The sequence below is a fragment of the Craterilacuibacter sp. RT1T genome, from assembly GCF_023502145.1.
GTDB lineage: Bacteria > Pseudomonadota > Gammaproteobacteria > Burkholderiales > Chromobacteriaceae > Craterilacuibacter.
Genome location: NZ_JAMFLI010000003.1, coordinates 48387 through 73730, shown reverse-complemented (window position 1 = coordinate 73730; position 25344 = coordinate 48387). Strand labels below are relative to the sequence as shown.

The following is a 25344-nucleotide window of genomic DNA, read 5'->3' as shown; positions in this document are numbered from 1 at the left end:
GCCTCAAGACTTTGCCCCGGGCGCTGCGGCCGCCTGTTGTGCCAGATAGGCCTCGCGTATCTGCTCGGCCAGCTCCTGCGCCACCTTGGCATACAGCGTGCTGCGGTTATAGCGGGTAATGGTGTAAAAGTTGCCCAGACCCAGCCAGTACTGCACCTCGCCCGGCGCGACTTCCAGCGGGAAGAGCACCGCCGGCACATTGTCGGCGACTTCGGCGCGCGGAATCACGCCCATTTTCTTCAACTCGCCCACGGTGTAGTGCAGATTGAATTTGTCCGACACCAGCTTGTCGATCTGCGGCCCCGGCACCACATCAGCCGGAATCACCACATCGTCGCCCTTTTGCCAGCCATGCAGCTTGAAGTAGTTGCCTATGCTGCCCGTGACATCGGCCGGGCTGCTCCAGATATCGCGCTTGCCGTCGCCATCGAAATCGACCGCCCATTTGCGGTAGCTCGAAGGCATGAACTGCGGCCAACCCATGGCACCGGCGTAGCTCCCCTTCAAGAGCAGCGGATTCTTGCCCTCTTCCTTGGCCAGCTTGAGAAACTCGGTCAGCTCGCCGCGGAAATAGGCGGCGCGGCGCGGGTAATCAAAACCGATGGTGGTCAGCGCATCGGCCACGCGAAAGCTGCCGGTATTGCCGCCATAGCGGGTTTCTATGCCCAAAATGGCCACCACCATCTCCGGCGGCACGCCATAACGCGCCTCGACCTTGTTCAGCAGCGCGGCATGCTGCGTCCAGAATGCCACGCCGCCATCAACCATTTTGCCGGTCAGGAAATTGGGATAAAACTGATACCACGGGCGCGAAGTGGAAGGCTTATCCAGCGCGGTAATAATGGAAGGCTTGAGTTCTACGTTGGCAAACAGCGCCTCCAGATCGGGGCGGGCAAACTCACCCGTGGCCACCTGCTCGTCGATATAGCGCTGGACATCGGGGCGCGCCAGCAAGGCCGCGTCGGCATGCGCCAACAGCGAGCATGCCGCCAGCGGAAAGAAAAGCCATTTTTTCATCGGAAGTATCCGCATTCACACCAGGCAAAAGCGCTGCCTGGCTTAATGTTTATAAGAGAGTGCGCTGGACACCAGACGCGAGGTGATATCGACAATCGGAATGATATGTTCGTAATTCATCCGGGTCGGGCCGATCACGCCAAGCGCGCCGACCACCTGATCGTTGATCTTGTAAGGCGCGCTGACCACCGTGCATTCGCCCAGTGTGGTCACCCCCGACTCCTCGCCGATATACAGGCTCACACCCTGGGCCGTCTGACTCTGGTTCAGCAGCTTAAGCAGTTCGGTCTTGCGCTCGAACACCGAAAACAATTCACGCAAGCGGGTCAGGTCTTCGGACAAGTCCCGCACATTCAACAAATTATTGCCACCGGCAATCACCACCGCGCCGGTCTGCTCGACCATGGCCTGCCGTCCAAGATTGATTGCAAGGGCCATCAGACTACTGATATCGCCCTGAAGTTCACGCAACTCATGTTCGACGCGCACCGTCACGCTAGATAGCGCCTGTCCGGCATAATGCATATTGATGAAATTGGCGGCTTCGGTCAGCTCGGACGGGCTGTAATCGCGCTCGCTGGCAATGATATGGTTTTGCACATCGCCATCCATGGTCACCAGTATCAGCAACACCCGCCGCTCGGACAGGCGCAAAAACTCCATCTGGCGAAACGCCACATCCGCGCGTTTGGGCGTCACAACCACGCCGGTAAATTGCGTCAGATCGGATAACAGCCTGGAGGCGGCCTGCGCCAGTTGCTGCGGGCTGTCCGGATGCAGATTGTCCTCCAGCTCGCGCACCAGCGCCGACTCCAGCGGCCCCAGCGTCAAGAGCCTGTCGACAAAAACACGATAGCCGCGCGCGGTCGGCACTCTGCCCGCCGAGGTATGCGGCGAAGAAATCAGCCCCATCGCCTCCATATCCGACAATACATGGCGTATCGACGCGCTGGAGAGCTCCAAACCGGACAACTGCCCCAAAGTGCGCGAGGGCACGGGTGTGCCGTCGGCGATATAGCGCTCAACCAAGGTCTTGAGCAGGCGTTGGGCACGTTCATTCAGCATAGAGGCTCTCGGGCACAGCATTAGTTATGCCTATAAATGGGCGCAAGGCCGGTAAAATCAAGCGCGGTACAAGCGCGCGAATAAGATTAAATATCATCCGGTCCAATGCCCTGAAGCGTCACGGCCAAATATGCGATAATCGTCCACTTGATGACCCACCGCCGTTTTGGAGAGAGCATGGCCAACGACAACAAGCGCGCCGAAGAAAAAAGCAAAGCCCTGACCGCAGCACTTGCCCAGATTGAAAAGCAGTTTGGCAAGGGCTCCATCATGCGTATGAGCGACAACCAGATCAACGAAAACCTGCAAGTCATTTCGACCGGCTCCCTCGGTCTCGATCTGGCGCTGGGCGTGGGCGGTCTGCCGCGCGGCCGCGTGGTTGAAATCTACGGTCCGGAATCCTCGGGCAAGACGACGCTGTGTCTGCAGGTCGTCGCCGAAGCACAAAAACTGGGCGGCAGCTGCGCCTATATCGATGCGGAAAACGCACTCGATCCTATCTATGCGCAAAAATTGGGCGTTCAGGTTGAAGATCTGCTGATCTCGCAGCCTGACACCGGCGAACAGGCACTGGAAATCTGCGACATGCTGGTACGCTCCGGCGGTCTGGATGTGATCGTGATCGACTCGGTGGCGGCATTGGTACCCAAGGCCGAAATCGAAGGCGAAATGGGCGACAGCCACGTCGGCCTGCAAGCCCGTCTGATGAGCCAGGCACTCAGGAAACTGACCGGCAATATCAAGCGCACCAATACGCTGGTGATTTTCATCAACCAGATCCGCATGAAGATCGGTGTGATGTTCGGCAACCCGGAAACCACTACCGGCGGCAACGCACTCAAGTTCTACGCCTCGGTCCGTCTCGATATCCGCCGCATCGGCGCCATCAAAAAAGGCGACGAAGTGCTGGGTAACGAAACCCGCGTCAAAGTGGTCAAGAACAAGGTGGCGCCGCCCTTCCGCCAGGCCAACTTCGACATCCTGTACGGGGAAGGCATCAGCCGCGAAGGCGAGATCGTTGAAATGGGCGTGGAACACGGCTTTATCGAGAAGTCCGGTGCCTGGTACAGCTATAACGGCGCCAAGATCGGCCAGGGCAAGGACAATGTGCGCCTGTGGCTGAAGGACAATGCCGCTGTGGCACAGGAAATCGAAGCCAAGATCCGCGACACGGTCGGCATCAAGGTCGAGATTACCGAAGATGCGGCCGATGGCGACGAACTTGCCAACGACGCATTCTAAAGTAGCCGCATGGAAAAAAGCCTGAAAGCGCGAGCTGTCGAGCTTTTGTCGCGCCGCGAGTATTCGCGGCGCGAATTACAGCAACGCCTCAAACCCCATGCCGAAAACCCGGAAGAAATAGAAGCGGTACTGACTGAACTGGCCGAGCGCCACTGGCAGTCGGACGAGCGCTTTGCCGGCCAGTTTGCCGAAATCAAGGGCCGGCGCTGGGGTAGCCGGCGCCTGACCCAGGCCTTGCGGGAAAAAGGCGTGGACAAGGACACCATCGCCGGCGCCATCGAAAGCCATGATGACCTGGCCGTGGCCTGCGATGTGTGGCAGCGCAAATTCGGCAGCCTGCCGCAAACCCAGCAGGAAAAAGCCAAGCAGATGCGCTTTCTGGCCGCGCGCGGCTTCCCCATGGATGTGATCAGCAAGGTTTTATCCGGCTCTGCGCTGGATGATTTTGCCGGTGACGATGGCGCGGATGACTGACGGGCGCACTTTCAGCGCCTATTTTTCGCGGTTTGCCGCAAAAATCGCGCTCCAGCACCGCGCAAGGCTTGCACCGCCGCATCAGCCTTGCCAAAATCAAGCCCAGCTTACTCTGCACCCCGGCATACTGGGGCTCTCAATTTTGCATTGCGACACTATCCAAAAATGAAAACTTCGGAAATCCGCCAGAAGTACCTCGACTTCTTCGCCTCCAAAGGCCACCAGATCGTGTCCTCCAGCTCGCTGGTACCGTGGGAAGACCCGACCCTGCTGTTTACCAATGCCGGCATGAACCAGTTCAAGGACGTATTCCTCGGTTTTGACAAGCGCCCATACAGCCGCGCCACCACCAGCCAGAAATGCGTACGCGCCGGCGGCAAGCATAACGACCTGGAAAACGTCGGCTACACCGCCCGTCACCATACCTTTTTCGAAATGCTGGGCAACTTCAGCTTCGGCGACTACTTCAAGCGCGATGCCATCCACTACGCGTGGGAGTTTCTGACCGGCAAAGACTGGCTGGCGCTGCCCAAGGAAAAGCTGATGGTCACCGTCTACGCGACGGATGACGAAGCATTCGAAATCTGGAACAAGGAAATCGGCATCCCGGCCGACAAGATCGTACGCATTGGCGACAACAAGGGCGCCGCCTATGCCTCCGACAACTTCTGGACCATGGGCGACACCGGCCCGTGTGGCCCGTGCACCGAGATTTTCTACGACCACGGCGACCATATCTGGGGTGGCCCACCGGGAAGCCCGGAAGAAGACGGCGACCGTTTTATCGAGATCTGGAATAACGTGTTCATGCAGTTCAACCGTGACGAGTCGGGTACGCTGCATCCGCTGCCCAAGCCATCGGTCGACACCGGCATGGGCCTGGAACGCATCTCGGCCGTGATGCAGGGCGTGCACGCCAACTATGAAATCGACCTGTTCCAGGCGCTGCTTAAGGCTGCTGCCCGTGAAACCGGCGTCGCTTTCAGCATGGATGAGCCCTCGCTCAAGGTCATCGCCGACCATATCCGCGCCTGCTCTTTCCTGATCGCCGATGGCGTGATCCCGTCCAACGATGGCCGCGGCTATGTCTTGCGCCGCATTATCCGCCGCGCCATCCGCCACGGTTACAAGCTGGGCCAAAAAGGCCTGTTCTTCCACAAGCTGGTAGCCGATCTGGCCACCGAGATGGGCGATGCCTATCCGGAACTGCGCATGAAGCAGGCCGAAGTGGAAGACGCGCTCAAGCAAGAAGAAATCAAGTTTGCCGAGACGCTGGACAAGGGCATGGGCCTGCTGGAGTCTGCACTGAAAGACGGCAAGGCTCTGGATGGCGCCACCGTATTCAAGCTGTACGACACCTACGGTTTCCCGGTTGACCTGACCGCCGACATCGGCCGCGAACGCAATATCGAAGTCGATCTGGCCGGTTTCGAAGTGGAAATGAACGCCCAGCGCGAACGCGCCCGCGCCGCCTCCAGCTTCAAGATGACCGGCAATGTCGACTACAGCGGTGCCGACACCTGCTTTGAAGGCTATCGCCACGACAGCACCGATGCCCGCGTACTGGCCCTTTACAAGGACAACCAGCCGGTCGAACGCCTCGTCGCCGGCGAGGAAGGCATTGTCGTTCTGGACAATACCCCGTTCTACGCCGAAGGCGGTGGCCAGATTGGCGACAGCGGCACGATCGCGGTAACCGGCGGCATCAATGCCCTGTTCGATGTCACCGATACCCAGAAAATCCAGTCGGCCGTCTTCGGCCACAAGGGGATACTGGCGCGCGGCGAACTCAAGCTGGGTGACAGCGTAACCGCCACCATCGACCTGCATACCCGCCTCGCAACGGCACGCAACCACTCGGCCACCCACTTGCTGCACAGCGCCTTGCACCATGTACTAGGCAACCATGTGGCACAAAAAGGCTCGCTGGTCACGGCCGAGCGCACCCGCTTCGACTTCTCGCATGGCGAAGCGCTCAGCAGTGAGCAGATCGCCGAGATCGAGCGCATCGTCAACCGCATGGTGGCGCATAATGCCGAAGTATCGGCAACAGTCATGCCTTACGATGATGCCATGAAGGCTGGTGCCACCGGCCTGTTCGGCGAGAAGTACGGCGACGAAGTGCGCGTACTGAAGATGGGCGAGCACTCGATGGAACTGTGCGGCGGCACCCATGTAAACCGCACCGGTGATATCGGCTTCTTCAAGATCGTGTCCGAAGGCGGCATCGCCGCCGGCGTGCGCCGCATCGAAGCGGTCACCGGCGAGGGCGCCGTGGTTTGGGCGCAGGAACAGGATGCCCTGCTGAAGCAGGCCGCTGCCGCGCTCAAGGCACAAGGCACGGGCGAAGTCGTGACCAAGATCGGTGCCCTGCAGTCGGATCTTAAGGCGCTGGAAAAGGAAATGTCCCGCCTCAAGGTCAAGCTGGCGGCGGCGGCCAGCGCCGAGTTGGCCGACAACGCCAAGACAGTTGCAGGCATCAAGCTGATCGCGACCGAACTGGAAGGCGTCGACAATGCCGGCCTGAAGGAAACCGCCGAAAAGCTCAAGGACAAGCTGGGCTCGGGCATCATCCTGCTGGCCACCGCCGGCGAGGGCAAGGTGTCGCTGGTCGCTGCCGTAACGGCGGATCTGACCGGCAAGCTCAAGGCGGGCGAACTGGTTAACTTTGTCGCCCAGCAAGTTGGCGGCAAAGGCGGCGGTCGTCCGGACTTCGCTCAGGCCGGCGGCACCCAGGTCGAAAACCTGGCACAAGCCGTAGCCAGCGTCGAAAGCTTTGTTGCCGGCAAGCTATAAGCGCAAGGCAAGATAAAAGCGGCGGGCATTCAGCCCGCCGCTTTTTTGTGCCTGCTGCACAGACGTTAAACTTGCCGCTTACGCGCACGCTTTCCCAACCAGCGTTAGAGACGGAACGAAGCCACCGTTTCGCGCAACTCATGCGTGAGCTGATGCAGGGCATACTTACAAGCCAGCTCCCGGCACTCGCCTTTTAGTGTTTAAGCAACAATATGGTTAAAGCGCACATCGCCCTCAAAGACGCCTAAGAGCTGCCCGGCCGCATTAAACAAAGGAGCGGACAGGGTAAAGCAATACTGGTCGGTATCAACGGAACGATACAGATCGGACACCACCAAGGCCTGCGCCTTGACTGCGTCCTGAAACCAGCGCCGGTTATGCCAGTCGTTATTGCGGCCGGACACATCGAAATGGCCGGGCGCCACATCGGCGGAAACCTGACGCCCTCTGGCATCGGTCACGCACGCCATTTCCAGCGCGGGCTCCTGCCGGCACAAAGCCACCAGCTTACGATCCAAATCCTCGCCATCCAGATGCTCCAGCTGCCAGCTTTGCAGCGCTTGTGCGATCCGGTCACGGCTTTGCTGGTGGCCTTCCAGACGGAATTTGCCGACTTCCCCCAGCAAGGCATCGCTGTCTTCACGTACCTTGGCAGCGCTATGCGCCAAGGCATGGGCATCATCCAGTTGCTGCCTTGCCCCTTCCACTACACCGTCTATCTGGCTGGCGATGGCTGCTACTTTGGCATTTTGCGCGCCACTGGCGTCGGCGATCACATGCACATGCTCGATCAGAACCGTAATATCGCGCGAAGCCGCCTTGATCGATTCGCCGGCCTCCCCCGACACCACAATACCCTGCTGCACCAGACAAGCCATCTGCTGCATAGTCTCGCCCGAAGTCGCCACCTGCTGCTGGATATTGGCCAAGAGTGCTTCCACGCTCTGGGTAGCCTGTGTCGTCTGGTCAGCCAGTTTGCGCACCTCATCCGCAACCACAGCAAAGCCGCGCCCCTCTTCACCGGCACGCGCCGCTTCAATCGCGGCATTCAGCGATAGTAAACGGGTACGGTCGGCAATATTCTTGATCAGCTCGACGACTTCACCGATCGAGTCCGAGCTGGTTTTCAGCAAACCCATTTGCTGGGTCAGTGTCTCGGTGCTACTGCCTATGGCTTCTATTTGCCGGCGATTTTGCTGATCACTGGCGTTGGCATTACTCACCGCCTGCGCCACTTCACCAGAAAAAGCCGATGCCTCGGCCGCGCTATTGGCAATCGATTGCACCGTGACCGACAGCTCCTGACTGGCGCGGCCTATTTGCTCGGCGTACTGCTGCTGCGCTTGGGCACGAACTTCAAGCTTGCCGGCCATGTCCGACAAGGGCGTCGCCAATTGCGACAAATTGATGGCATGGCCAGCAATTTTACCTATCGCCTGATGCAGATGGCGAAACAGACGGTTAATCAGGCCGGCCATATCCGAAAGCGCAGAGCGCTCTTCCGGTAAAGCCAAGGTCAGATCGACCCCACGCTGCGTGGCTGTGCTTAATGGCCGCAGGAATTGCTTCAGGCTTCGGATAGAAACAAACATTGAATACTCCAATAGGCAATCGTTGTCAGAGTCAGGCTACAAGGCAAGGCTGGCATACACACTAAATACTATCAGATTATATTATGATAATTTATTGTTAAATCGTTTAATTAAAAACAAAAAACTGCCAATTCCACACATATCTCAGCTACGGCAGAACAGCGGCGGGCACGTTACAATCAGGGCATGAGCCCAAACACCAGCAAGCCGCAATATTTGCACATCCGCGATTTTATTCTCGACGGCATCCGCGAACGCCGTTTCACGCCCGGCGCCAAAGTCCCCGCCGAAGTCGAACTGGCGCGCCAGTTCGGCGTATCGCGCATGACCGTCAACAAAGCCGTGCGCGATTTGGCCGAAGCAGGCATTCTGGTGCGCCACGCCGGCGATGGCACTTATGTCGCCAAGCGTCAGGCCGAGTCTCCGCTACTGGGCATCAGCAATATTGCCGATGAAATCAGCGCGCGCGGCTACAGCTATCACGCCGAAGTCCATTTCGTACGAACAGAAGCCGCCAGCGATGAGGTGGCATTACGGTTGGGTCTGCCAAGCGGCGCACCCGTCTTTCACTCGCTGATCGTCCATTTCGAAGGCGAAGCCCCCTTGCAGATAGAAGACCGCTATCTCAATCCGCGCTGGGTACCCGATTATCTGGCGCAGGACTTTACCTTGCAGACCCCTGGCGCCTATCTGCTGCACACCTGCCCCTTGTCCGATATTGAACATACGGTCGAGGCGGTGCTGCCCGACGAGGCCGAGCAGGCGCTACTGAAACTGCCGCCACATAGTCCCTGCCTGCGCGTACTGCGCCGTACCTGGTCGGGCAAACATTTAGTCAGCTTCGCCCGCCTGCTGCACCCGGGCAACAAATACAAGCTGCGCTCGCAAGCACGCGTCCCGAAGTAATGCACAGACAAAAAAACAACGCTCAGGTATGCGTGCCGCCGCAAGTCGGCCCGGGCGCGCTTTAGTACCTAAAAAACCGGCCGCTTGGCTGAAAGCCATCAACAGCAGGCGGTAGCCTCCCCGTTCCGACCTCTCCTCTTTGCAAACCGCTTAGCAATCCGTCGCCCTCACGACGATCAAACCGGAAAACTTGACTGCCTTCGCCATTTGCGCAATTGTATATACAATTAAACAGCCGGAAAAGCATCATGCCGCCCTCCCGCGATACGCTATGGATCAATGCCCGTCTCGCCACTTGCGATGCCCGGCAGCGCGCGCCTTATGGCGCACTGGAGGGGTACGCACTCTGGCTGCGTGACGGGCTGATTCATGATTTGCTGCCACAAAAAGCCGCGCAAAGCGCCTTTGCCCAACGCGGGGAAATCATCAATGCACGGGGACGCTGGATCACGCCCGGCCTGATCGACTGCCACACCCATCTGGTTTACGCCGGCAACCGTGCCGCCGAATGGGAAAAGCGCCTGCAAGGCGTGCCCTATCAGCAAATTGCGGCAGAAGGAGGCGGCATACTCTCCACCGTACGCGCCACGCGCCAACTGGATGAAGACGAACTGGCGCTCGCCAGCCTGGCGCGACTGAAGGCGCTGATGGCCGAAGGCGTCACCACGGTCGAGATCAAGTCCGGCTACGGCCTGACGCTGGGCGATGAAATCAAGCAGTTACGCGCCGCCGGCAAGCTGGGCGCCAGCCTGCCGGTCGAAGTCGCCACCACCTTGCTAGCGGCTCATGCCCTGCCGCCGGAGTTTACCGGCGATGCCGACGGCTATATCCGCCATGTGTGCCAGTTTATCCTGCCGGTCGTGGCGCAGGAAAACCTGGCCGAGGCGGTCGACATATTTTGCGAAAGCGTCGGCTTCAGCCTGGCGCAAGCGCGCGAACTCTTTCTGGCCGCGCAGCATTATGGTCTGCGTGTCAAAGGTCATGTCGAACAACTCTCCAACCTGGGCGGCAGCGCGCTGGTGGCAGAGTTTGGAGGTCTGTCGGCCGACCATGTCGAATATCTGGATGATGCCGGTGTCGCAGCACTGGCACTTGCCGGCACCGTCGCCGTACTGCTGCCCGGCGCCTATTACTTCCTTGGCGAAACTCAGGCGCCGCCGGTCGCCAAACTGCGTAAAGCCGGCGTCGCCATGGCGGTGGCCAGCGACCTGAATCCGGGCACCAGCCCGTTTGCCTCTATCCGGCTGGCCATGAACCAAGCCTGCGTACTATTCGGACTGAGTCCGGAAGAAGCATTGCTTGGCGTCACCCGCCACGCGGCACAGGCACTGGGACGCAGCGCCAGCCACGGCCGTCTGGCTGCAGGCTGCGTCGCCGATTTCATCTTGTGGGATATCGAACACCCGGCCGAGCTCGCCTACAGCCTGGGCACCAACCCTCTGGCTTGCCGCGTATTTCGCGGCAAAGCGCAATACAGCAAAGGATGACCATGCAAATCGATATGCGCGTCTGGCGCGGACGCATAGACGCAGCGGAAGGCGAGCGCGCACGGCGCTGGCATCAGGCGGTTCATCCGCTAAGCAGTAACGGCGCCGCCGGCATCGCCTTGCTGGGCTTTGCCTGTGACGAGGGGGTACGCCGCAATCAGGGGCGCCCCGGCGCCGCCGCCGGCCCTGCCGTCTTGCGCCAGATGCTAGCCAATCTGGCCTGGCATCCGACCCTGCCGCTTTACGATGCAGGAGACATTCGCTGCGAAGGCGAAGCGCTTGAAGCGGCTCAGCAAGCGTTGGCAGAACGCGTCTGCGCCATCGCTCAAGACGGACACTTGCCGCTGGTACTGGGTGGCGGCCATGAAACCGCCTATGGCCACTGGCTTGGGCTCGTTCGTGCCTACCCGCATAAGCGTATCGGCATCATCAATTTTGATGCCCACTTCGATTTGCGCCATGCAGATGCCGCCAGCAGCGGCACGCCGTTTGCACAAATCGCCGCCGACTGCGCGCAAAAAGGCCTGGACTTCCACTATCTGTGCTTGGGTGTCGCCGAACCGGCCAACACCTGCGCGCTATTCGATACTGCACTGACACTGGGGGCCAAGTGGCGGCTGGATACGGCTATGACCGCATGGCAACTGCCCGAAATCCGCCAGCAACTGGCCGAATTTATCGGCAATGTCGATCTTCTTTACCTGACGCTGGATCTGGATGTCCTGCCGGCGGCACAAATGCCGGCCGTATCCGCTCCGGCCGGCTTTGGCGTGGACAGTGCGGTCATTGAAACCCTGATCGTGCAAATTGCCCAAAGCGGCAAGCTTGCCGGTGCCGATCTTGTTGAATTCAACCCCAAATACGATCAGGACAGCCATGGCGCCAAAACCGCCGCCCGGCTGGCCTGGACCATTACCCGCCACTTAGCGCGCGGACACGATACCAAGGAGCAAGCATGAACGATGCGCGTTTTGACCCGAGCCGCCACATCCGTGCCCCGCGCGGCACCACCCTCAGCTGCAAGAGCTGGCTGACCGAAGCGGCATTTCGCATGTTGCAGAACAACCTCGACGCCGAAGTCGCCGAGCATCCGCAAAGTCTGGTGGTCTACGGCGGCATCGGCCGCGCAGCCCGCGACTGGGAGAGTTACGACAAGATTCTTGAAGTGCTGACCCGGCTGGAAGACGACGAAACGCTGCTGGTGCAGTCCGGCAAGCCGGTCGGCGTATTCAAAACCCACGCCGATGCACCACGGGTGCTGATCGCCAACTCCAATCTGGTACCGCACTGGGCCAACTGGGCGCACTTTAACGAGCTGGATAAAAAAGGCCTGATGATGTACGGCCAGATGACGGCCGGCAGCTGGATCTATATCGGCTCGCAAGGCATCGTACAGGGCACTTACGAAACCTTTGTCGCCGTTGCCCGCCAGCATTTCGCGGGCGAGGCCAAAGGGCGCTGGGTACTGACTGGCGGCTTGGGCGGCATGGGCGGCGCCCAGCCGCTGGCGGCCACCATGGCCGGTTTTTCCATGCTGGCAGTCGAGTGTGACGAGACCCGCATCGATTTCCGCCTGAAAACCCGCTATGTAGACCGCAAAGCCGCTACGCTGGATCAGGCGCTGGCCATGCTGGAAGAGGCCAGGCAGGCCGGCACGCCAGTCTCGGTAGGCCTGCTGGGCAACGCCGCCGATGTGTTTAGCGAACTGGTGGCGCGCGGCATTACACCGGATGTGGTCACCGACCAGACCTCGGCCCATGACCCTATCCATGGCTATCTGCCGCAGGGCTGGAGCATCAGCACATGGCGCGAGGCGCAAAAAAGCGCCCCCGGCGAAGTATTTGCTGCGGCGCGCCAGTCGATGGCGGTACAGGTACGCGCCATGCTGGCACTGCAGTCGCGCGGCGCGGCCACCTTGGATTACGGCAACAATATCCGCCAGATGGCGCTGGAAGAAGGCGTCAGCAATGCCTTTGATTTCCCCGGCTTTGTACCGGCCTATGTGCGCCCGCTGTTTTGCGAAGGCATCGGTCCGTTCCGCTGGGTCGCGCTGTCCGGCGATGCGGAAGATATTTACAAGACCGATGCCAAGGTGAAAGAGCTGATCCCGGACAACCCACATCTGCACAACTGGCTGGACATGGCAAAAGAGCGCATCGCCTTTCAGGGCCTGCCGGCGCGCATCTGCTGGGTCGGATTAAAAGACCGTGCCCGCCTTGGCCTGGCCTTTAACGAGATGGTGAAAAACGGCGAACTCAAAGCACCGATCGTGATCGGGCGCGACCATCTGGACTCGGGATCGGTCGCCAGCCCCAACCGCGAAACCGAAGCCATGCTGGATGGCTCGGATGCGGTCTCCGACTGGCCGCTACTGAACGCGCTGCTTAACACCGCCGGCGGCGCGACCTGGGTATCGCTGCACCATGGCGGCGGCGTCGGCATGGGCTTCTCCCAGCACGCCGGTGTGGTCATCGTCTGTGACGGCAGCAATGAGGCTGCCCGCCGCGTCGCGCGGGTCTTGCACAACGACCCGGCCACCGGCGTGATGCGCCATGCCGACGCCGGCTACGCCATCGCCCGCGACTGTGCCAAGGCGCAAGGGCTGGATCTGCCGATGCTGCAAGAGCCGCACCAATCCTAGATAAAATACGCAGCCGGCACCGGCAGCGCCAACAGACACGATTAAGAAGACACCATGACTTGCCTGAACATCATCCCCGGCCAGCTAAGCCTGGCTCAGCTGCGCCAGATCGCGCGTGAGCCGGCACTACAACTATCGCTGGATACTGCAGCCCACGCCGCCATCCACGCCTCTGCCGCAACCGTACAACAGGTACTGGCCGAAGGACGTACCGTGTACGGCATCAACACCGGCTTTGGCTTGCTGGCCAATACCAAGATCGCCGCCGAAGAACTGGAACTGCTGCAGCGCTCTATTGTGCTGTCCCACGCCGCCGGCATCGGCCAGCCTATGCCCCTCAGCACCGTGCGCTTGGTCATGGCGCTCAAGATCAACTCGCTGGCACGCGGCTACTCCGGCCTGCGCCTGGAGGTCATCGAAGCGCTGATCACACTGTTCAACCAGCAAATCTACCCGCTGATTCCGCAAAAGGGTTCGGTCGGTGCCTCGGGCGATTTGGCGCCGCTGGCACATATGAGTGCCGTATTGATAGGGGAAGGTGAAGCCTTGCTTGCCGGCGAGCGCATCAGCGGCGCGCAGGCCATGCATCTGGCCGGGCTGAGCCCGATCACGCTGGCCCCCAAAGAGGGGCTGGCCTTGCTTAACGGCACACAGGCTTCGACCGCGCTTGCGCTGGAAGGCCTGTTCGCCGCCGAAGATCTGTATATCGCCGCCAGCGTAGCCGGCAGCCTGTCGGTAGAAGCGGCGCAAGGCAGCCGCCGCCCGTTTGATGCACGCATCCATGCGGTGCGCGGTCATCAGGGGCAGATGGACGCCGCCCGTCTATATCGCAGCTTGCTGGGCGAGAGTAGCGCCATCGCCCAAGGCCATGCCAACTGCAACAAGGTGCAGGACCCGTACAGCCTGCGCTGCCAGCCGCAGGTCATGGGTGCCTGCCTGGATCAGATTCGCCATGCGGCCGGCGTCTTGCAGATCGAAGCCAATGCCGTGTCCGACAACCCGCTGGTTTTTGCCGACGATAACGACATCCTGTCCGGCGGCAATTTCCATGCCGAACCGGTTGCCTTTGCCGCCGACAATCTGGCGCTGGCCATTGCCGAAATCGGCGCCCTGTCAGAGCGGCGCATGGCGCTGCTGATAGACAGCAACCTGTCCAAGCTGCCTCCCTTCCTAGTCAATAACGGCGGCGTCAATTCCGGCTTTATGATTGCTCAGGTCACAGGTGCAGCACTGGCATCGGAAAACAAGTCACTGGCCCATCCCGCTTCGGTCGACAGCCTGCCAACCTCGGCCAATCAGGAAGATCATGTCTCCATGGCCACCTTTGCCGCACGCCGCCTGCGCGACATGGCCGACAACACTACCGGCATTCTGGCGGTCGAACTGCTGGCCGCCTGCCAGGGGCTGGACTTCCGCGCACCGGCCACCAGTTCGCCCCCACTGGAAGACGCCAAGGCGCTACTGCGCACCGAGGTCGCGTTTTACGATCAGGACCGTTATTTCGCAGCGGATATCGAACGCGCGGTCGCGCTGATCGCGCGCGCCAGTTACAACCGTTACGCCCTGCCCGGCTTGCTCCCCTCGCTCTAAGGCCGGTTCACCATGCAAAAACGGACGCCATTTCTGGCGCCCGTTTTTGCATTCCCGCTCAAGATTTACTCGGCGGGTTGCTGACTCAGCGTCACCGGATACTTCTGGCGCAAGCTCTCCAGATAGGCACTGACCAGCGCATTGGATGACATCTCGCCGATCACGGCCGACAGCTGGGCCAGTTCCGCCGGGTTATCATTTTTAGCCGGTACCAGCTTATCGATACGGTAGATCACATAGTCACCGTTATCATGCTTGATACCCACGTAGGCCGGCAGCACCTTGGCCGGTGCGGCAAACAAGGCACGCAAATCAGCCAGCGGTAAACCCTGTGGCGCGCGGCGCGAAACCGGCACCATCTCACCCCAGCCCGTGACCGAAGCCGCCTTGCCGGCTTTAAGTTCGGCCAGCAAAGCCTTCCCTTTCTCCTCAGCCTGCTTGGCCCCTTCTTTTTGCAGCAGTTCGCTACGGATCAGCGGTGTCACTTCGGCCAGCGTCTGCTGATGCGCAGGCTGATACTCGGCCACACGTGCCACGACCAGCGTATTGTTACCCACCTCGACCGGTTCGCTATTGTGCTTCTTTTTCAGCACGTCATCCGAGAACACCGCTTCCAGCAGCTTGGGGTTAGCGGCCATGCCGTCCCCCGGCTTGCCACGCTCCAAGAGGCCGGTTTTTTCCACCGGCAGCCCCAGCGCATCGGTAATCGCCTTGAGCGAGTCGCCATGCTGATAAGCCAGATCGGCTAATTTTTCAGCGGCCGCACGATATTCGCTAGTCGCCTTCTGACGCTTCATCTGCTCGATGATTTGCGCTTTGACGGCATCAAAATCGGTAGTCTTGATCTCGTCCAGCTTGAGGATGTGATAGCCGAAATCGGTCGTAACGACCTCGCTGATCTGGTCTTTTTTCAGACTGAAAGCAACATCTTCAAATGGCTTGACCATGGCACCACGGGCAAAGAAGCCCAGATCCCCGCCATTGGCGGCCGAACCCGGATCCTGCGAGCGGGTCTTGGCCAGCTCGGCAAAGCGAGCCGGATTCGCACGCACTTCCTTGAGTAGCGCCTCAGCCTCGGCCTTGACCTTGGCTTTGACTTCCGGCTTGGCTGCTTGATCGACCGTCAGCAGAATATGCGAAACACGGCGCTCTTCACTGGCAAACTCGGCCGCATGCGTTTCGTAATACTTGCGGGCCTCGGCATCGCTGACGGAAACCTTGGCTGCCAGTTGCGCCTGCGACAGCACGACATAATCAAGCTTCACCGCATCCGGCGTACGGAAGCGCGCTTTATTGGCGTCGTAGTAAGCCTTAAGCGCCGCCTCATCCAGCTTGATATCGGCTTCGAATGCCTGCGGGCGCAATACCATTGCCTGCACATCGCGCGTTTCACCCAATAGTGCCGCCATGCGCGCCGCAACGGCACGCGATACGAAATGGCTGCCGGTATAAGGCAACAACTGGCTTTGCAGGGTAATGTCCTGCAGCACGCGCGCTTCGAATGCGTCCGGCGTCATGTAACGGCTAGCCAGAAACTCCTTGTAGCGCTCGGGGCTGAATTTTCCGTCTTGCTGGAAGGCCGGTATCGAGGCAATCACCCGGCGCAGCTCGGTGCTACCCACGGTCAGGCTGGAGGCGTCCGCATCCGCCAACACCAGATTCTGCCGGATCAGGTTTTCCAGCGCGGCCTGACGGGTCGCGGCATTGGCAGGCTGCCCCTCAAGCGCGCGGTCAAGATCGGCTTTAACGATCTTCTGGCCGCCGACTTTGGCCAGATAAGGATCATCCACCACTGACGAATAGCTGCCTACCCCGAAACCGACAAAGGTCAGGGCTACTGCACCAAGAATGATCTTGATGGCAAATTTGTTGTTATGAACGAAATCAAACATGGCTTTACTGGAGTCAACGACCACAAATAGAAAAAGGTGAACGGTTGCCCGTTCACCTTGCGTGTCTGGCGGAGTGGACGGGGCTCGAACCCGCGACCCCCGGCGTGACAGGCCGGTATTCTGACCAACTGAACTACCACTCCGTTAACATGACAGAAGAGCAAGCTTTCTGTCCAGCCTGCCCGTCAGAGGCAGGCATGCAACTGTTTACAGTGCATCCTTCAGTGCCTTACCGGCACGGAACTTCGGAGTACGGGCAGCAGGAATGGTGATGGTTTCACCAGTCTTAGGATTGCGGCCGCTACGCTCGGCACGTTCGCCTACGTAGAAAGTACCAAAACCGACCAGCGTGACATCATCGCCGTTTTTCAGGGTATCGGTTACAGCAACAATTACACCGTCCAGCGCTTTGGCAGCAGCTGCCTTGGAAATGTCGGCATGGGCTGCGATGGCATCGATCAGTTCAGACTTGTTCACGTTAAGTCCCCTTTCATCATTCTTCGGAATACGTAGTATGCGGCAAAACCGCCTGATTTATAGCAAGGCTGAAATCCTTGTGTCAAGCGGCCTCCCGTGGATAGCCCCCGGTAAAAAACCTGCCCGACACGAGGTATTTCATGCGCTGTTAAACTCTTTCCGACGCCTTGAATCAGTGCGTCACGACGGACTGATTCTGTACGGCGTCCGCTGATGGCGACATATTGGCAGACGTTGCATCCTCTGACAACGCCTCAGGCATTCTTTCCAGCGCCAAAGCCAAGACCTGGTCTATCCATTTGACCGGATGGATCTCCAGCTTGCCCTTGATATTCGCTGGAATTTCAACGAGATCCTTCACATTGCCGTGCGGGATCAGTACCTGCTTGATGCCGCCACGATGCGCCGCCAAAAGTTTCTCTTTGAGACCGCCAATAGGCAACACTTCGCCGCGCAGGGTAATTTCACCCGTCATAGCCACATCGGCGCGCACCGGAATTCCGGTCAGTACCGACACAATGGCTGTGGTCATGGCAATACCCGCAGATGGCCCGTCCTTGGGGGTTGCACCCTCAGGAACATGTATGTGCATGTCGCGTTTTTCATAGAAATCCGGCTTGATGCCCAGCGATGCGGCACGACTTCTGACCACGCTCAAGGCTGCCGTAATCGACTCCTGCATCACTTCGCCCAGTTGGCCGGTACGGATGATATTGCCTTTACCAGGCAGTGCTACCGCCTCGATCGTCAGCAATTCTCCGCCCACTTCGGTCCAGGCAAGACCCGTGACCTGCCCCAGGCGGTTCTCTTCTTCGGCCAGACCATAGTCGAAACGGCGCACACCCAGATACTTGTCGAGGTTATCTGCATCGACCGTCACCTTGCCGGCTTTGTCTTTTTTCTGCAACTGCGCCATCACCACCTTGCGGCAAATTTTAGCGATTTCACGGTCCAGGCTACGCACGCCGGCTTCACGCGTGTAGTAACGCACGATGTCGCGGATGGCTGTTTCGTCGATCAGCGCCTCGTCCACGCTCACCCCGTTGTTCTTCATCTGCTTGGGCACCAGATACTTGAGCGCGATATTGATCTTCTCGTCTTCGGTGTAACCGGACAGACGGATAATCTCCATGCGGTCCAAAAGCGCTGGCGGGATATTCAGCGAATTGGCGGTCGCGACAAACATCACATCCGACAGATCGTACTCAACCTCGGCATAGTGATCGGCAAAAGCATGGTTCTGCTCCGGGTCCAGCACTTCCAACAGCGCCGAAGACGGGTCGCCACGGAAGTCAGCACCCAGCTTGTCGACCTCGTCCAGCAGGAACAGCGGGTTTTTCACGCCGACCTTGGTCATGTTTTGCAGCACCTTGCCCGGCATGGAACCGATATAGGTACGGCGATGACCGCGGATTTCGGCCTCGTCACGCACGCCACCCAAAGCCATGCGCACGAACTTGCGTCCGGTTGCACGGGCAATCGATTGCCCCAGCGAGGTTTTACCCACGCCCGGCGGCCCAACCAGGCACAGGATAGGCGCTTTGAGGCGGTCGACACGCTGTTGCACCGAGAGATACTCGAGAATGCGCTCCTTGACCTTTTCCAGGCCAAAGTGATCCTCGTTCAGAACATCGTCGGCATGCTCGATATCCTTGCTGATCTTGGTTTTCTTTTTCCACGGCAGATCGAGCAGCGTATCGATATAGGTACGCACCACCGTGGCTTCGGCCGACATCGGCGACATCAGCGACAGCTTCTTGAGTTCGGCCGTCACCTTTTCGCGCGCCTCCTTGCTCATGCCCGAGGCCTTGATGCGTTTTTCCAGCTCTTCGGTCTCGCCGCCTTCTTCCAGCTCGCCCAGTTCTTTCTGGATGGCCTTGACCTGCTCGTTCAGGTAATACTCGCGCTGGCTCTTTTCCATCTGGCGCTTGACGCGGCCACGGATGCGTTTCTCGACCTGCAGAATGTCGATTTCGCCTTCCAGCTGTGACAGCAGATGCTCCAGACGCGCCTGCACCTCGAGGATTTCCAGCACTTCCTGCTTCTGCTCGATCTTCAGCGGCAGATGCGCCACCACGGTATCGGCCAAGCGCCCGGCCTGCTCGATACCGGCCAGCGAGGTCATCACTTCGGGCGGGATTTTCTTGTTGAGTTTGACGTACTGTTCGAACTGGTTCAGCAAGGCGCGGCGCATGGCTTCGACTTCGGTCGAGTCCGCAGGCTCGGGTGCCACAGGCGAGACAGTCGCAACAAAGCAATCTTCCTCTTCCCGGACATCCTTCACATAGGCGCGCTGGCGCCCTTCTACCAGCACCTTGACCGTACCATCCGGCAGCTTGAGCATTTGCAGCACGGAGGCCACGGTACCGATTTCATACAGATCTTCGGGCGCAGGCTCATCCTTGGAGGCGGAGCGCTGTGCAACCAGCAGGATCTGCTTGCCTTCGTCCATCGCCACTTCCAGTGCACGGATAGACTTGGCACGACCGACGAACAGCGGAATAACCATATGGGGGAAGACCACCACATCGCGCAGCGGCAGCAGCGGCAATGCGGTTTCTTCGTGAAGTTCGACGCTCTGGGACATATTTCCTGACCATGGCTAATGGATATTAATAGAGCAGAAATGGGGGAGCACATGCGCATTTCAAGCGCTCCGGCTGTCAGCCCCAAATAAAAAACCGCCCTGAAGGGCGGTTTTGTCATGTTCAACCGTTTCAGGCAGACTGGGCCAGCCCGTCATCTGCCTCGCGGTAGATGAACAAGGGTTTATCGCCCTTTTCGATCACCTTCTCGTCAACCACAACCTTTTCCACGTTCTGCATCGAAGGCAGTTCATACATGGTATCCAGCAAGGCGCGTTCGAGAATGGAGCGCAGACCGCGGGCACCCGTCTTGCGTATCATCGCCTGCTTGGCGATCACGCGCAATGCAGATGGACGCAATTCCAGCTCCACGCCCTCCATGGCGAACAATTTTTGATACTGCTTGCTCAGCGCATTGCGCGGCTGGGTCAGGATGGTGACCAGCGCTTCTTCGTCCAGCTCTTCCAGCGTCGTGACTACCGGCAGACGACCGATCAGCTCGGGAATCAGACCAAACTTGATCAGGTCTTCCGGCTCCACCTCTTTGAACAAGGTAGAAACGCTCTTGCCTTCATCCTTGGACGAAACTTCGGCACCGAAACCAATCCCACCCTTTTCCGAGCGACGGCGGATAATTTTCTCCAGCCCGTCAAACGCACCGCCACACACGAACAGAATGTTGGTGGTGTCGATCTGGATGAACTCCTGATTCGGATGCTTGCGGCCACCTTGCGGCGGAATCGAAGCGACCGTACCTTCAATCAGCTTCAGCAGCGCCTGCTGCACGCCTTCACCCGACACATCGCGGGTAATGGACGGGTTTTCCGACTTGCGCGAAATCTTGTCGATTTCGTCGATATAGACGATACCGCGCTGCGCCTTCTCGACATCGTAATCACACTTTTGCAGCAGCTTCTGGATGATGTGTTCTACATCCTCCCCCACATAACCGGCCTCGGTCAGCGTGGTGGCATCCGCAATCACAAAAGGGACATCCAGCAATTTGGCCAGCGTCTGCGCCAGCAGCGTTTTGCCGGAGCCGGTCGGACCGATCAAGAGAATATTACTCTTGGACAGTTCAACCTCATCCTTGACCACCGGTGTGTACAGCCGCTTGTAATGGTTGTACACGGCAACCGCCAGCGATTTCTTGGCCATATCCTGGCCAATAACATGCTGATCCAGCGCTTCGCGGATTTCCTGCGGTGCAGGCAGCTTGCGCTCTTCACTCTCGACGGCGGCTTCGATCGATTTCTGGTCGAGCTCCTCGATAATGATATCGTCACACAAGCGCACGCACTCGTTGCAAATATAGACTTGGGGGCCGGCTATCAAGCGCTGCACTTCATGCTGGCTTTTGCCGCAGAAAGAGCAGTACAAGAGTTTTTCGCCGCTCGATTTTTCAGACATGCATACTATCCGTCAGCTTAAGCCACCACGTCCTTGCGGGACGTCAGTACCTTGTCAATAAGTCCGTAGGCGCACGCTTGTTCGGCCGACATGAAATTGTCGCGCTCGGTATCACGTTCGACCTGCTCGACGTCCTTGCCGGTATGCAAGGCCATCAATTCATTCATCAGCGCCTTGATCTTCAACAGTTCACGCGCATGAATTTCGATATCTGTTGCCTGGCCAGACAAACCACCAATCAATGGCTGGTGAATCATTACCCGGCTATGAGCGAGCGCATAACGCTTGCCCTTGGTGCCGGCAGACAGCAGGAATGCACCCATGCTGGCTGCCTGACCGATACACAAGGTCGATACATCAGGCTTGATGAAATTCATCGTGTCGTAAATCGACATGCCTGCCGTAATCGAACCACCCGGCGAATTGATATAAAGGTAAATATCTTTGTCCGGGTTTTCCGACTCAAGGAACAACATCTGCGCGACGACCAGATTGGCCGACTCGTCGTTTACGGGGCCCACCAGGAACACGATACGTTCCTTGAGGAGGCGCGAGTAAATATCGTAAGCGCGTTCGCCACGCCCACTTTGCTCTACCACCATAGGTACCAGGCCCAAGGCCCGGGGATCCATCATCGACATGATTCGGCCTCTCTGGTCAGTCATTATCAGGCGTTGTTGCCCATCAGTGCATCAAACGCCACTTCTTTCTCTACCACTTTAGCTTGCGAAAGCACAAACTCTACGACATTGTCTTCAAGAACCATGGAGGTTGGACCTTCCATGCGTTCTGCGCTTTCCGCGTACCACTTGGCCACTTCTTCCGGATGCTCGTAGCTATCGGCAAACTCGGCGATCATGGCGTTAACCTGTTCCGGCTTGGCTTCCAGCTTGTTGGCTTCAACGACAGCCGACAGGATCAGACCCAGTGCCACACGGCGCTCGGCCTGTGCAGTAAAGAGTTCGGCCGGGAAAGGCATATCTTTGATGTTCATGCCACGCTGTTGCAGGTCCTGGCGAGCCTGATCCATCAGACGGCCAACTTCCAGCTCAACCAGCGACTTAGGCAAGTCGATCTTGGTTGCATCCAGCAGCGCCTGCATCACGTTTTCCTTGGTGCGGGCAGCCAGACGACGCTTCACTTCGCGTGCGACGTTCTTGCTGATTTCGGCACGCATTTTTTCCACGTCACCATCGGCCACACCCAGCGCCTTGGCAAAGTCGGCATCGATAGCTGGCAGTTGCGCTTCGGATACGTTTTTCACGGTGATTTCGAACACGGCCGTTTTGCCGGCGACTTCTTTACCGTGGTAGTCCTCAGGGAAAGCCACTTCGATCGACTTGGTTTCGCCTTCTTTCAGACCGGTCACACCGGCTTCGAAGTCAGCCAGCATCTGGCCCTGACCCAGTACGAAAGCGTGGTTTTCAGCCGAACCGCCAGCGAACAATACGCCGTCGATCGAGCCTTTGAAGTCGATGATCACGCGATCGCCTTCGGCAGCTGCGCGGTCAACATAGTTGAAGCGGGTGCGCTGCTTACGCAGGATCTCGATAGTCTGTTCGATCTGCGCATCACCGACTGGGGTGACTGGCTTTTCGATTTCAGCAACTGTCAGATCGCCTACGACCACTTCCGGGAACACTTCGAATACGGCGGAGAACTTGAAGTTTTCCAGATCCGCGCTTTCCTGGGCCGCTTCAAAACGCGGGTAACCAGCAATGCGCTGCTTTTCCTGTGCAACGGCAACATAGAAGCTCTGCTGAACCTGCTCGCCGATCACTTCTTCACGGATCTGCGGGCCATAGTTTGCTTCAACAATCTTGAACGGCGCCTTACCCGGGCGGAAGCCCTGAATCTTGGCACTGCGGGCTGCGCGCTTGAGGCGTTCTGTTACCTTGGCATCGATCTCGGTCATCGGCAGCGCGATGGTGATGCGACGCTCGAGGTTGCTCAACGTTTCCAGCTGAACTTGCATGTTGAATCCTTGATCTTTATACAGGGTTGGAGTGAGCAGGCAGCGCAATCAAACAAACTCCGCCACACAGGTTTACCTGCTCCGGCACTCGCCAGCCACGGCAAAACTGCAAAAGCAAAATATATTTCCTGCACAACCTGCCGCAAAAGTTGGCCAGTATATCATGCCCTATCGGGAAGCCATAAGCAGCAAGCTGCGCCTGCTACCCCCGCAAAGGACAAACAAAAAACCCCGCAAAACGGTACTTGCCGTTTGTGCGGGGCTACTGCCTACAGCACAAGGCTGCAGAATTTATCTATGGTGCGAGGGAAGAGACTCGAACTCTCACAGGTCGCCCCGCTGGAACCTAAATCCAGTGCGTCTACCAATTCCGCCACCCTCGCCTGCCAATGGCGTCATCTGCCAAGACAAGAGCGCAATAATATCGCACACTAAACGATAAGACAAGACACACGGCCATATTTCCATCCACAATGGAAACCATTTACCATTAGTAATGTCAGAACCAATTCACACCGCAACACCCAAGGAGAAACACCGTATGCAACAGAACTTTCAGACTACCTACCGCACCAGCACCGAGGTAGGCGCCAGCCATAAGGTTCTGCGCAATACTTATGCGCTGCTGGCTCTGTCGATGATTCCGACCATCATAGGCGCGGTCATCGGCACCAATATGAACTTTGCCTTTATGGCTGGCAGCCCGATCATGTCCAGCCTGATCATGATCGCCATGCTGTACGGCCTGTTTTTTGCCGTAGAAAAAAATCGCGACAGCTCGATGGGCGTCGTTCTGATGATGGTACTCACCCTGTTTATGGGCGTACTGCTCGGGCCTTTGCTGCAAGTAGCGCTTAGCCTGAAAAATGGCGCCCAACTGGTCATGGTGGCAGGCGGCGCAACTTCGGTGGTCTTTTTTGTGATGGCCGGCATCGCGACCACCACCAAGCGCGACCTGTCCGGGCTGAGCCGCTTTTTGACCGTCGGTGCCGTGGTCCTGATGGTGGCGATGATCGCCAACATCTTCCTGCGCATTCCGGCCATGCAGCTGACCATCTCCGCAGCCTTCGCCCTGTTCAGCTCGCTGATGATTCTGTGGCAGGTCAAGTCCATCGTGGATGGCGGCGAAACCAACTACATCTCCGCAGCACTGACCATTTACATCAGCATCTACAACCTGTTCACCAGCTTGTTGCAGCTTCTGATGGCTTTTGGCGGCCAGCGCGACTAATCAGCTCAATTCAGCAAGCCGGTGTTGCCCCACAAGGGTTACACCGGCTTTTTTATTTACCGGACCAAACAGCAGCTACCCATCAAGACACTCAAGAAATGGCAAATACAGACGATAGCAAGTAAAAGCTTACCGAAAGACAGCCCATGCAAGTGCGCCCTTCAAGCGAATACCGCAGTGCAACAACCCATGGCACAGCATACAAACGCCCTGCCGCACCAGCCGCACCAGTCGCACCAGCCGCACCAGCCGCCAACAATACTGCACCGCCCTCCGCCACGCCCCTTCCCACCCATACGCCGCAAAATATCCTGCACGACACACTCTCCACGGCGCTGGCCAAGCACATGGCCAAACTACGCAAGCCCGCTGCCGCCACACCATCAAATTCAAATCAAATGGCTAATCTCAGCAAGAGCATGCTCAAGGCACGGATAGAGATGCTACGGAAAATAATGGTACTCGCCGGCAACGATCCGGGCAGCTTGCGCGCACTGGCGCAGCAACTGGCACAAGCATCACGCGAGCTAAAGTCCCTGAGTGGTGGCAGCGGCAATGCGACCCCCACCCTGCCGCAACCACCCGTCACGGCAGCTTCGGCAGATGGCCAGGCCGAGACCGCTCAAGCGGCGAGCGAGGCATTACCGGAAACCGGGGCACTGATGGCTAGCCTGGAAGACGCCACAAACAGCCAGCCCGGCGAAAATGAACGCCCCGACGAAAACCAGACACAAGAATCGAACGAACCTGCACCCAAGCTGGAGCGTTCAAACGTTGGGACACAGAAGCAGGAAGAAGATCCCGAAATAAAAAAGATGCTGGCAGAACTGAAAAAAATTCGCGACTGGCTAAAACAACAACTTCGCGGCAGCGATGATCCGCAAGCGAAGCAGTCTCTCAAGGATGTAGAGCACGCGCTGGCTGCGATTGAAAAAGGCGGTTAGGGGCACAATCAACATACCCC

19 protein-coding genes and 2 tRNA genes are annotated in these 25344 nt (G+C 58.5%); 10 read left to right on the top strand and 11 right to left on the bottom strand.

What is annotated here, in order from left to right:
* Window positions 1-3: 3 nt before the first annotated feature.
* Window positions 4-1017 carry a lytic murein transglycosylase B gene (mltB, locus tag M3P88_RS06680; RefSeq protein ID WP_249615265.1) on the bottom strand — a complete coding sequence of 338 codons (1014 nt, stop codon included), beginning with the start codon at window positions 1015-1017 and terminating at the stop codon, window positions 4-6.
* Between the two features lie 42 nt (window positions 1018-1059).
* A complete protein-coding gene (gene hrcA / locus M3P88_RS06675) occupies window positions 1060-2082 on the bottom strand; it encodes a heat-inducible transcriptional repressor HrcA (RefSeq protein WP_160796545.1) in 1023 nt (340 codons plus the stop codon).
* Between the two features lie 177 nt (window positions 2083-2259).
* Here hrcA and recA point away from each other — a divergent pair, with 177 nt between their 5' ends.
* The 3 genes from recA to alaS all read left to right on the top strand — a co-directional run bounded on the left by recA (window position 2260) and on the right by alaS (window position 6594).
* Window positions 2260-3324, top strand: a complete 1065-nt coding sequence (gene recA / locus M3P88_RS06670) for a recombinase RecA (protein WP_249615264.1) — start codon at window positions 2260-2262, stop codon at window positions 3322-3324.
* Window positions 3325-3333: 9 nt separating this feature from the next.
* Window positions 3334-3798 (top strand): recombination regulator RecX, encoded by a 465-nt coding sequence (gene recX, locus M3P88_RS06665; protein WP_249615263.1) that lies wholly within the window; start codon window positions 3334-3336, stop codon window positions 3796-3798.
* Window positions 3799-3963: 165 nt separating this feature from the next.
* Window positions 3964-6594 (top strand): alanine--tRNA ligase, encoded by a 2631-nt coding sequence (gene alaS / locus M3P88_RS06660; RefSeq protein ID WP_249615262.1) that lies wholly within the window; start codon window positions 3964-3966, stop codon window positions 6592-6594.
* A gap of 200 nt (window positions 6595-6794) precedes the next feature.
* Here the strand turns inward: alaS and M3P88_RS06655 are convergent, their stop codons facing one another.
* Entirely contained in the window at window positions 6795-8186 is a 1392-nt protein-coding gene (locus tag M3P88_RS06655) for a methyl-accepting chemotaxis protein (RefSeq protein ID WP_249615261.1), read from the bottom strand.
* 186 nt (window positions 8187-8372) lie between these two features.
* Between M3P88_RS06655 and hutC the strand changes: the two genes are divergently transcribed.
* The 5 genes from hutC (at window position 8373) to hutH (ending at window position 14810) form a co-directional block, all read left to right on the top strand.
* Window positions 8373-9092 (top strand): histidine utilization transcriptional repressor HutC, encoded by a 720-nt coding sequence (gene hutC, locus M3P88_RS06650; protein ID WP_249615260.1) that lies wholly within the window; start codon window positions 8373-8375, stop codon window positions 9090-9092.
* A 248-nt stretch (window positions 9093-9340) separates the two neighbouring features.
* Window positions 9341-10579 (top strand): imidazolonepropionase, encoded by a 1239-nt coding sequence (gene hutI, locus M3P88_RS06645; RefSeq protein ID WP_249615259.1) that lies wholly within the window; start codon window positions 9341-9343, stop codon window positions 10577-10579.
* A gap of 2 nt (window positions 10580-10581) precedes the next feature.
* A complete protein-coding gene (hutG, locus tag M3P88_RS06640; RefSeq protein ID WP_249615258.1) occupies window positions 10582-11538 on the top strand; it encodes a formimidoylglutamase in 957 nt (318 codons plus the stop codon).
* A complete protein-coding gene (hutU, locus tag M3P88_RS06635) occupies window positions 11535-13220 on the top strand; it encodes a urocanate hydratase (RefSeq protein ID WP_249615257.1) in 1686 nt (561 codons plus the stop codon). The genes hutG and hutU overlap by 4 nt, the downstream gene beginning before the upstream one ends.
* Window positions 13221-13274: 54 nt before the next feature.
* Window positions 13275-14810 (top strand): histidine ammonia-lyase, encoded by a 1536-nt coding sequence (gene hutH / locus M3P88_RS06630; RefSeq protein ID WP_249615256.1) that lies wholly within the window; start codon window positions 13275-13277, stop codon window positions 14808-14810.
* Window positions 14811-14875: 65 nt separating this feature from the next.
* On the opposite strand, the gene M3P88_RS06625 is transcribed toward hutH, so the two are convergent.
* The 8 genes from M3P88_RS06625 to M3P88_RS06590 form a co-directional block, all read right to left on the bottom strand.
* Complete coding sequence (locus tag M3P88_RS06625; protein WP_249615255.1) at window positions 14876-16702, bottom strand: SurA N-terminal domain-containing protein; 1827 nt, start codon at window positions 16700-16702, stop codon at window positions 14876-14878.
* A 66-nt stretch (window positions 16703-16768) separates the two neighbouring features.
* Window positions 16769-16845 (bottom strand) — tRNA-Asp (locus M3P88_RS06620).
* 64 nt (window positions 16846-16909) lie between these two features.
* Window positions 16910-17179: an HU family DNA-binding protein gene (locus M3P88_RS06615; protein WP_124734539.1), complete on the bottom strand. Its 270-nt coding sequence runs from the start codon at window positions 17177-17179 to the stop codon at window positions 16910-16912.
* Window positions 17180-17351: 172 nt separating this feature from the next.
* Complete coding sequence (gene lon, locus M3P88_RS06610; protein WP_249615254.1) at window positions 17352-19766, bottom strand: endopeptidase La; 2415 nt, start codon at window positions 19764-19766, stop codon at window positions 17352-17354.
* A gap of 130 nt (window positions 19767-19896) precedes the next feature.
* Window positions 19897-21174: an ATP-dependent Clp protease ATP-binding subunit ClpX gene (gene clpX / locus M3P88_RS06605; RefSeq protein WP_249615253.1), complete on the bottom strand. Its 1278-nt coding sequence runs from the start codon at window positions 21172-21174 to the stop codon at window positions 19897-19899.
* A 17-nt stretch (window positions 21175-21191) separates the two neighbouring features.
* The gene (gene clpP, locus M3P88_RS06600) at window positions 21192-21809 is read right to left on the bottom strand and encodes an ATP-dependent Clp endopeptidase proteolytic subunit ClpP (protein WP_220789403.1); all 618 of its coding nucleotides are present in this window, start codon (window positions 21807-21809) and stop codon (window positions 21192-21194) included.
* A gap of 32 nt (window positions 21810-21841) precedes the next feature.
* Window positions 21842-23149 carry a trigger factor gene (gene tig, locus M3P88_RS06595; RefSeq protein WP_249615252.1) on the bottom strand — a complete coding sequence of 436 codons (1308 nt, stop codon included), beginning with the start codon at window positions 23147-23149 and terminating at the stop codon, window positions 21842-21844.
* A gap of 298 nt (window positions 23150-23447) precedes the next feature.
* Window positions 23448-23532: transfer RNA gene (locus M3P88_RS06590), tRNA-Leu, on the bottom strand.
* A gap of 158 nt (window positions 23533-23690) precedes the next feature.
* Here M3P88_RS06590 and M3P88_RS06585 point away from each other — a divergent pair.
* Both M3P88_RS06585 and M3P88_RS06580 read left to right on the top strand, forming a co-directional pair.
* The gene (locus M3P88_RS06585; RefSeq protein ID WP_249615251.1) at window positions 23691-24380 is read left to right on the top strand and encodes a Bax inhibitor-1/YccA family protein; all 690 of its coding nucleotides are present in this window, start codon (window positions 23691-23693) and stop codon (window positions 24378-24380) included.
* A gap of 146 nt (window positions 24381-24526) precedes the next feature.
* Window positions 24527-25324, top strand: a complete 798-nt coding sequence (locus tag M3P88_RS06580; protein ID WP_249615250.1) for a hypothetical protein — start codon at window positions 24527-24529, stop codon at window positions 25322-25324.
* Window positions 25325-25344 lie beyond the last annotated feature (20 nt).

What these genes read in the sequence shown, in the direction of transcription:
- mltB (WP_249615265.1), bottom strand. Translation starts at nt 1,017, where the DNA reads ATGAAAAAATGGCTTTTCTTTCCGCTGGCGGCATGCTCGCTGTTGGCG.
- hrcA (WP_160796545.1), bottom strand. Translation starts at nt 2,082, where the DNA reads ATGCTGAATGAACGTGCCCAACGCCTGCTCAAGACCTTGGTTGAGCGC.
- recA (WP_249615264.1), top strand. Translation starts at nt 2,260, where the DNA reads ATGGCCAACGACAACAAGCGCGCCGAAGAAAAAAGCAAAGCCCTGACC.
- recX (WP_249615263.1), top strand. Translation starts at nt 3,334, where the DNA reads ATGGAAAAAAGCCTGAAAGCGCGAGCTGTCGAGCTTTTGTCGCGCCGC.
- alaS (WP_249615262.1), top strand. Translation starts at nt 3,964, where the DNA reads ATGAAAACTTCGGAAATCCGCCAGAAGTACCTCGACTTCTTCGCCTCC.
- M3P88_RS06655 (WP_249615261.1), bottom strand. Translation starts at nt 8,186, where the DNA reads ATGTTTGTTTCTATCCGAAGCCTGAAGCAATTCCTGCGGCCATTAAGC.
- hutC (WP_249615260.1), top strand. Translation starts at nt 8,373, where the DNA reads ATGAGCCCAAACACCAGCAAGCCGCAATATTTGCACATCCGCGATTTT.
- hutI (WP_249615259.1), top strand. Translation starts at nt 9,341, where the DNA reads ATGCCGCCCTCCCGCGATACGCTATGGATCAATGCCCGTCTCGCCACT.
- hutG (WP_249615258.1), top strand. Translation starts at nt 10,582, where the DNA reads ATGCAAATCGATATGCGCGTCTGGCGCGGACGCATAGACGCAGCGGAA.
- hutU (WP_249615257.1), top strand. Translation starts at nt 11,535, where the DNA reads ATGAACGATGCGCGTTTTGACCCGAGCCGCCACATCCGTGCCCCGCGC.
- hutH (WP_249615256.1), top strand. Translation starts at nt 13,275, where the DNA reads ATGACTTGCCTGAACATCATCCCCGGCCAGCTAAGCCTGGCTCAGCTG.
- M3P88_RS06625 (WP_249615255.1), bottom strand. Translation starts at nt 16,702, where the DNA reads ATGTTTGATTTCGTTCATAACAACAAATTTGCCATCAAGATCATTCTT.
- lon (WP_249615254.1), bottom strand. Translation starts at nt 19,766, where the DNA reads ATGTCCCAGAGCGTCGAACTTCACGAAGAAACCGCATTGCCGCTGCTG.
- clpX (WP_249615253.1), bottom strand. Translation starts at nt 21,174, where the DNA reads ATGTCTGAAAAATCGAGCGGCGAAAAACTCTTGTACTGCTCTTTCTGC.
- clpP (WP_220789403.1), bottom strand. Translation starts at nt 21,809, where the DNA reads ATGATGGATCCCCGGGCCTTGGGCCTGGTACCTATGGTGGTAGAGCAA.
- tig (WP_249615252.1), bottom strand. Translation starts at nt 23,149, where the DNA reads ATGCAAGTTCAGCTGGAAACGTTGAGCAACCTCGAGCGTCGCATCACC.
- M3P88_RS06585 (WP_249615251.1), top strand. Translation starts at nt 23,691, where the DNA reads ATGCAACAGAACTTTCAGACTACCTACCGCACCAGCACCGAGGTAGGC.
- M3P88_RS06580 (WP_249615250.1), top strand. Translation starts at nt 24,527, where the DNA reads ATGCAAGTGCGCCCTTCAAGCGAATACCGCAGTGCAACAACCCATGGC.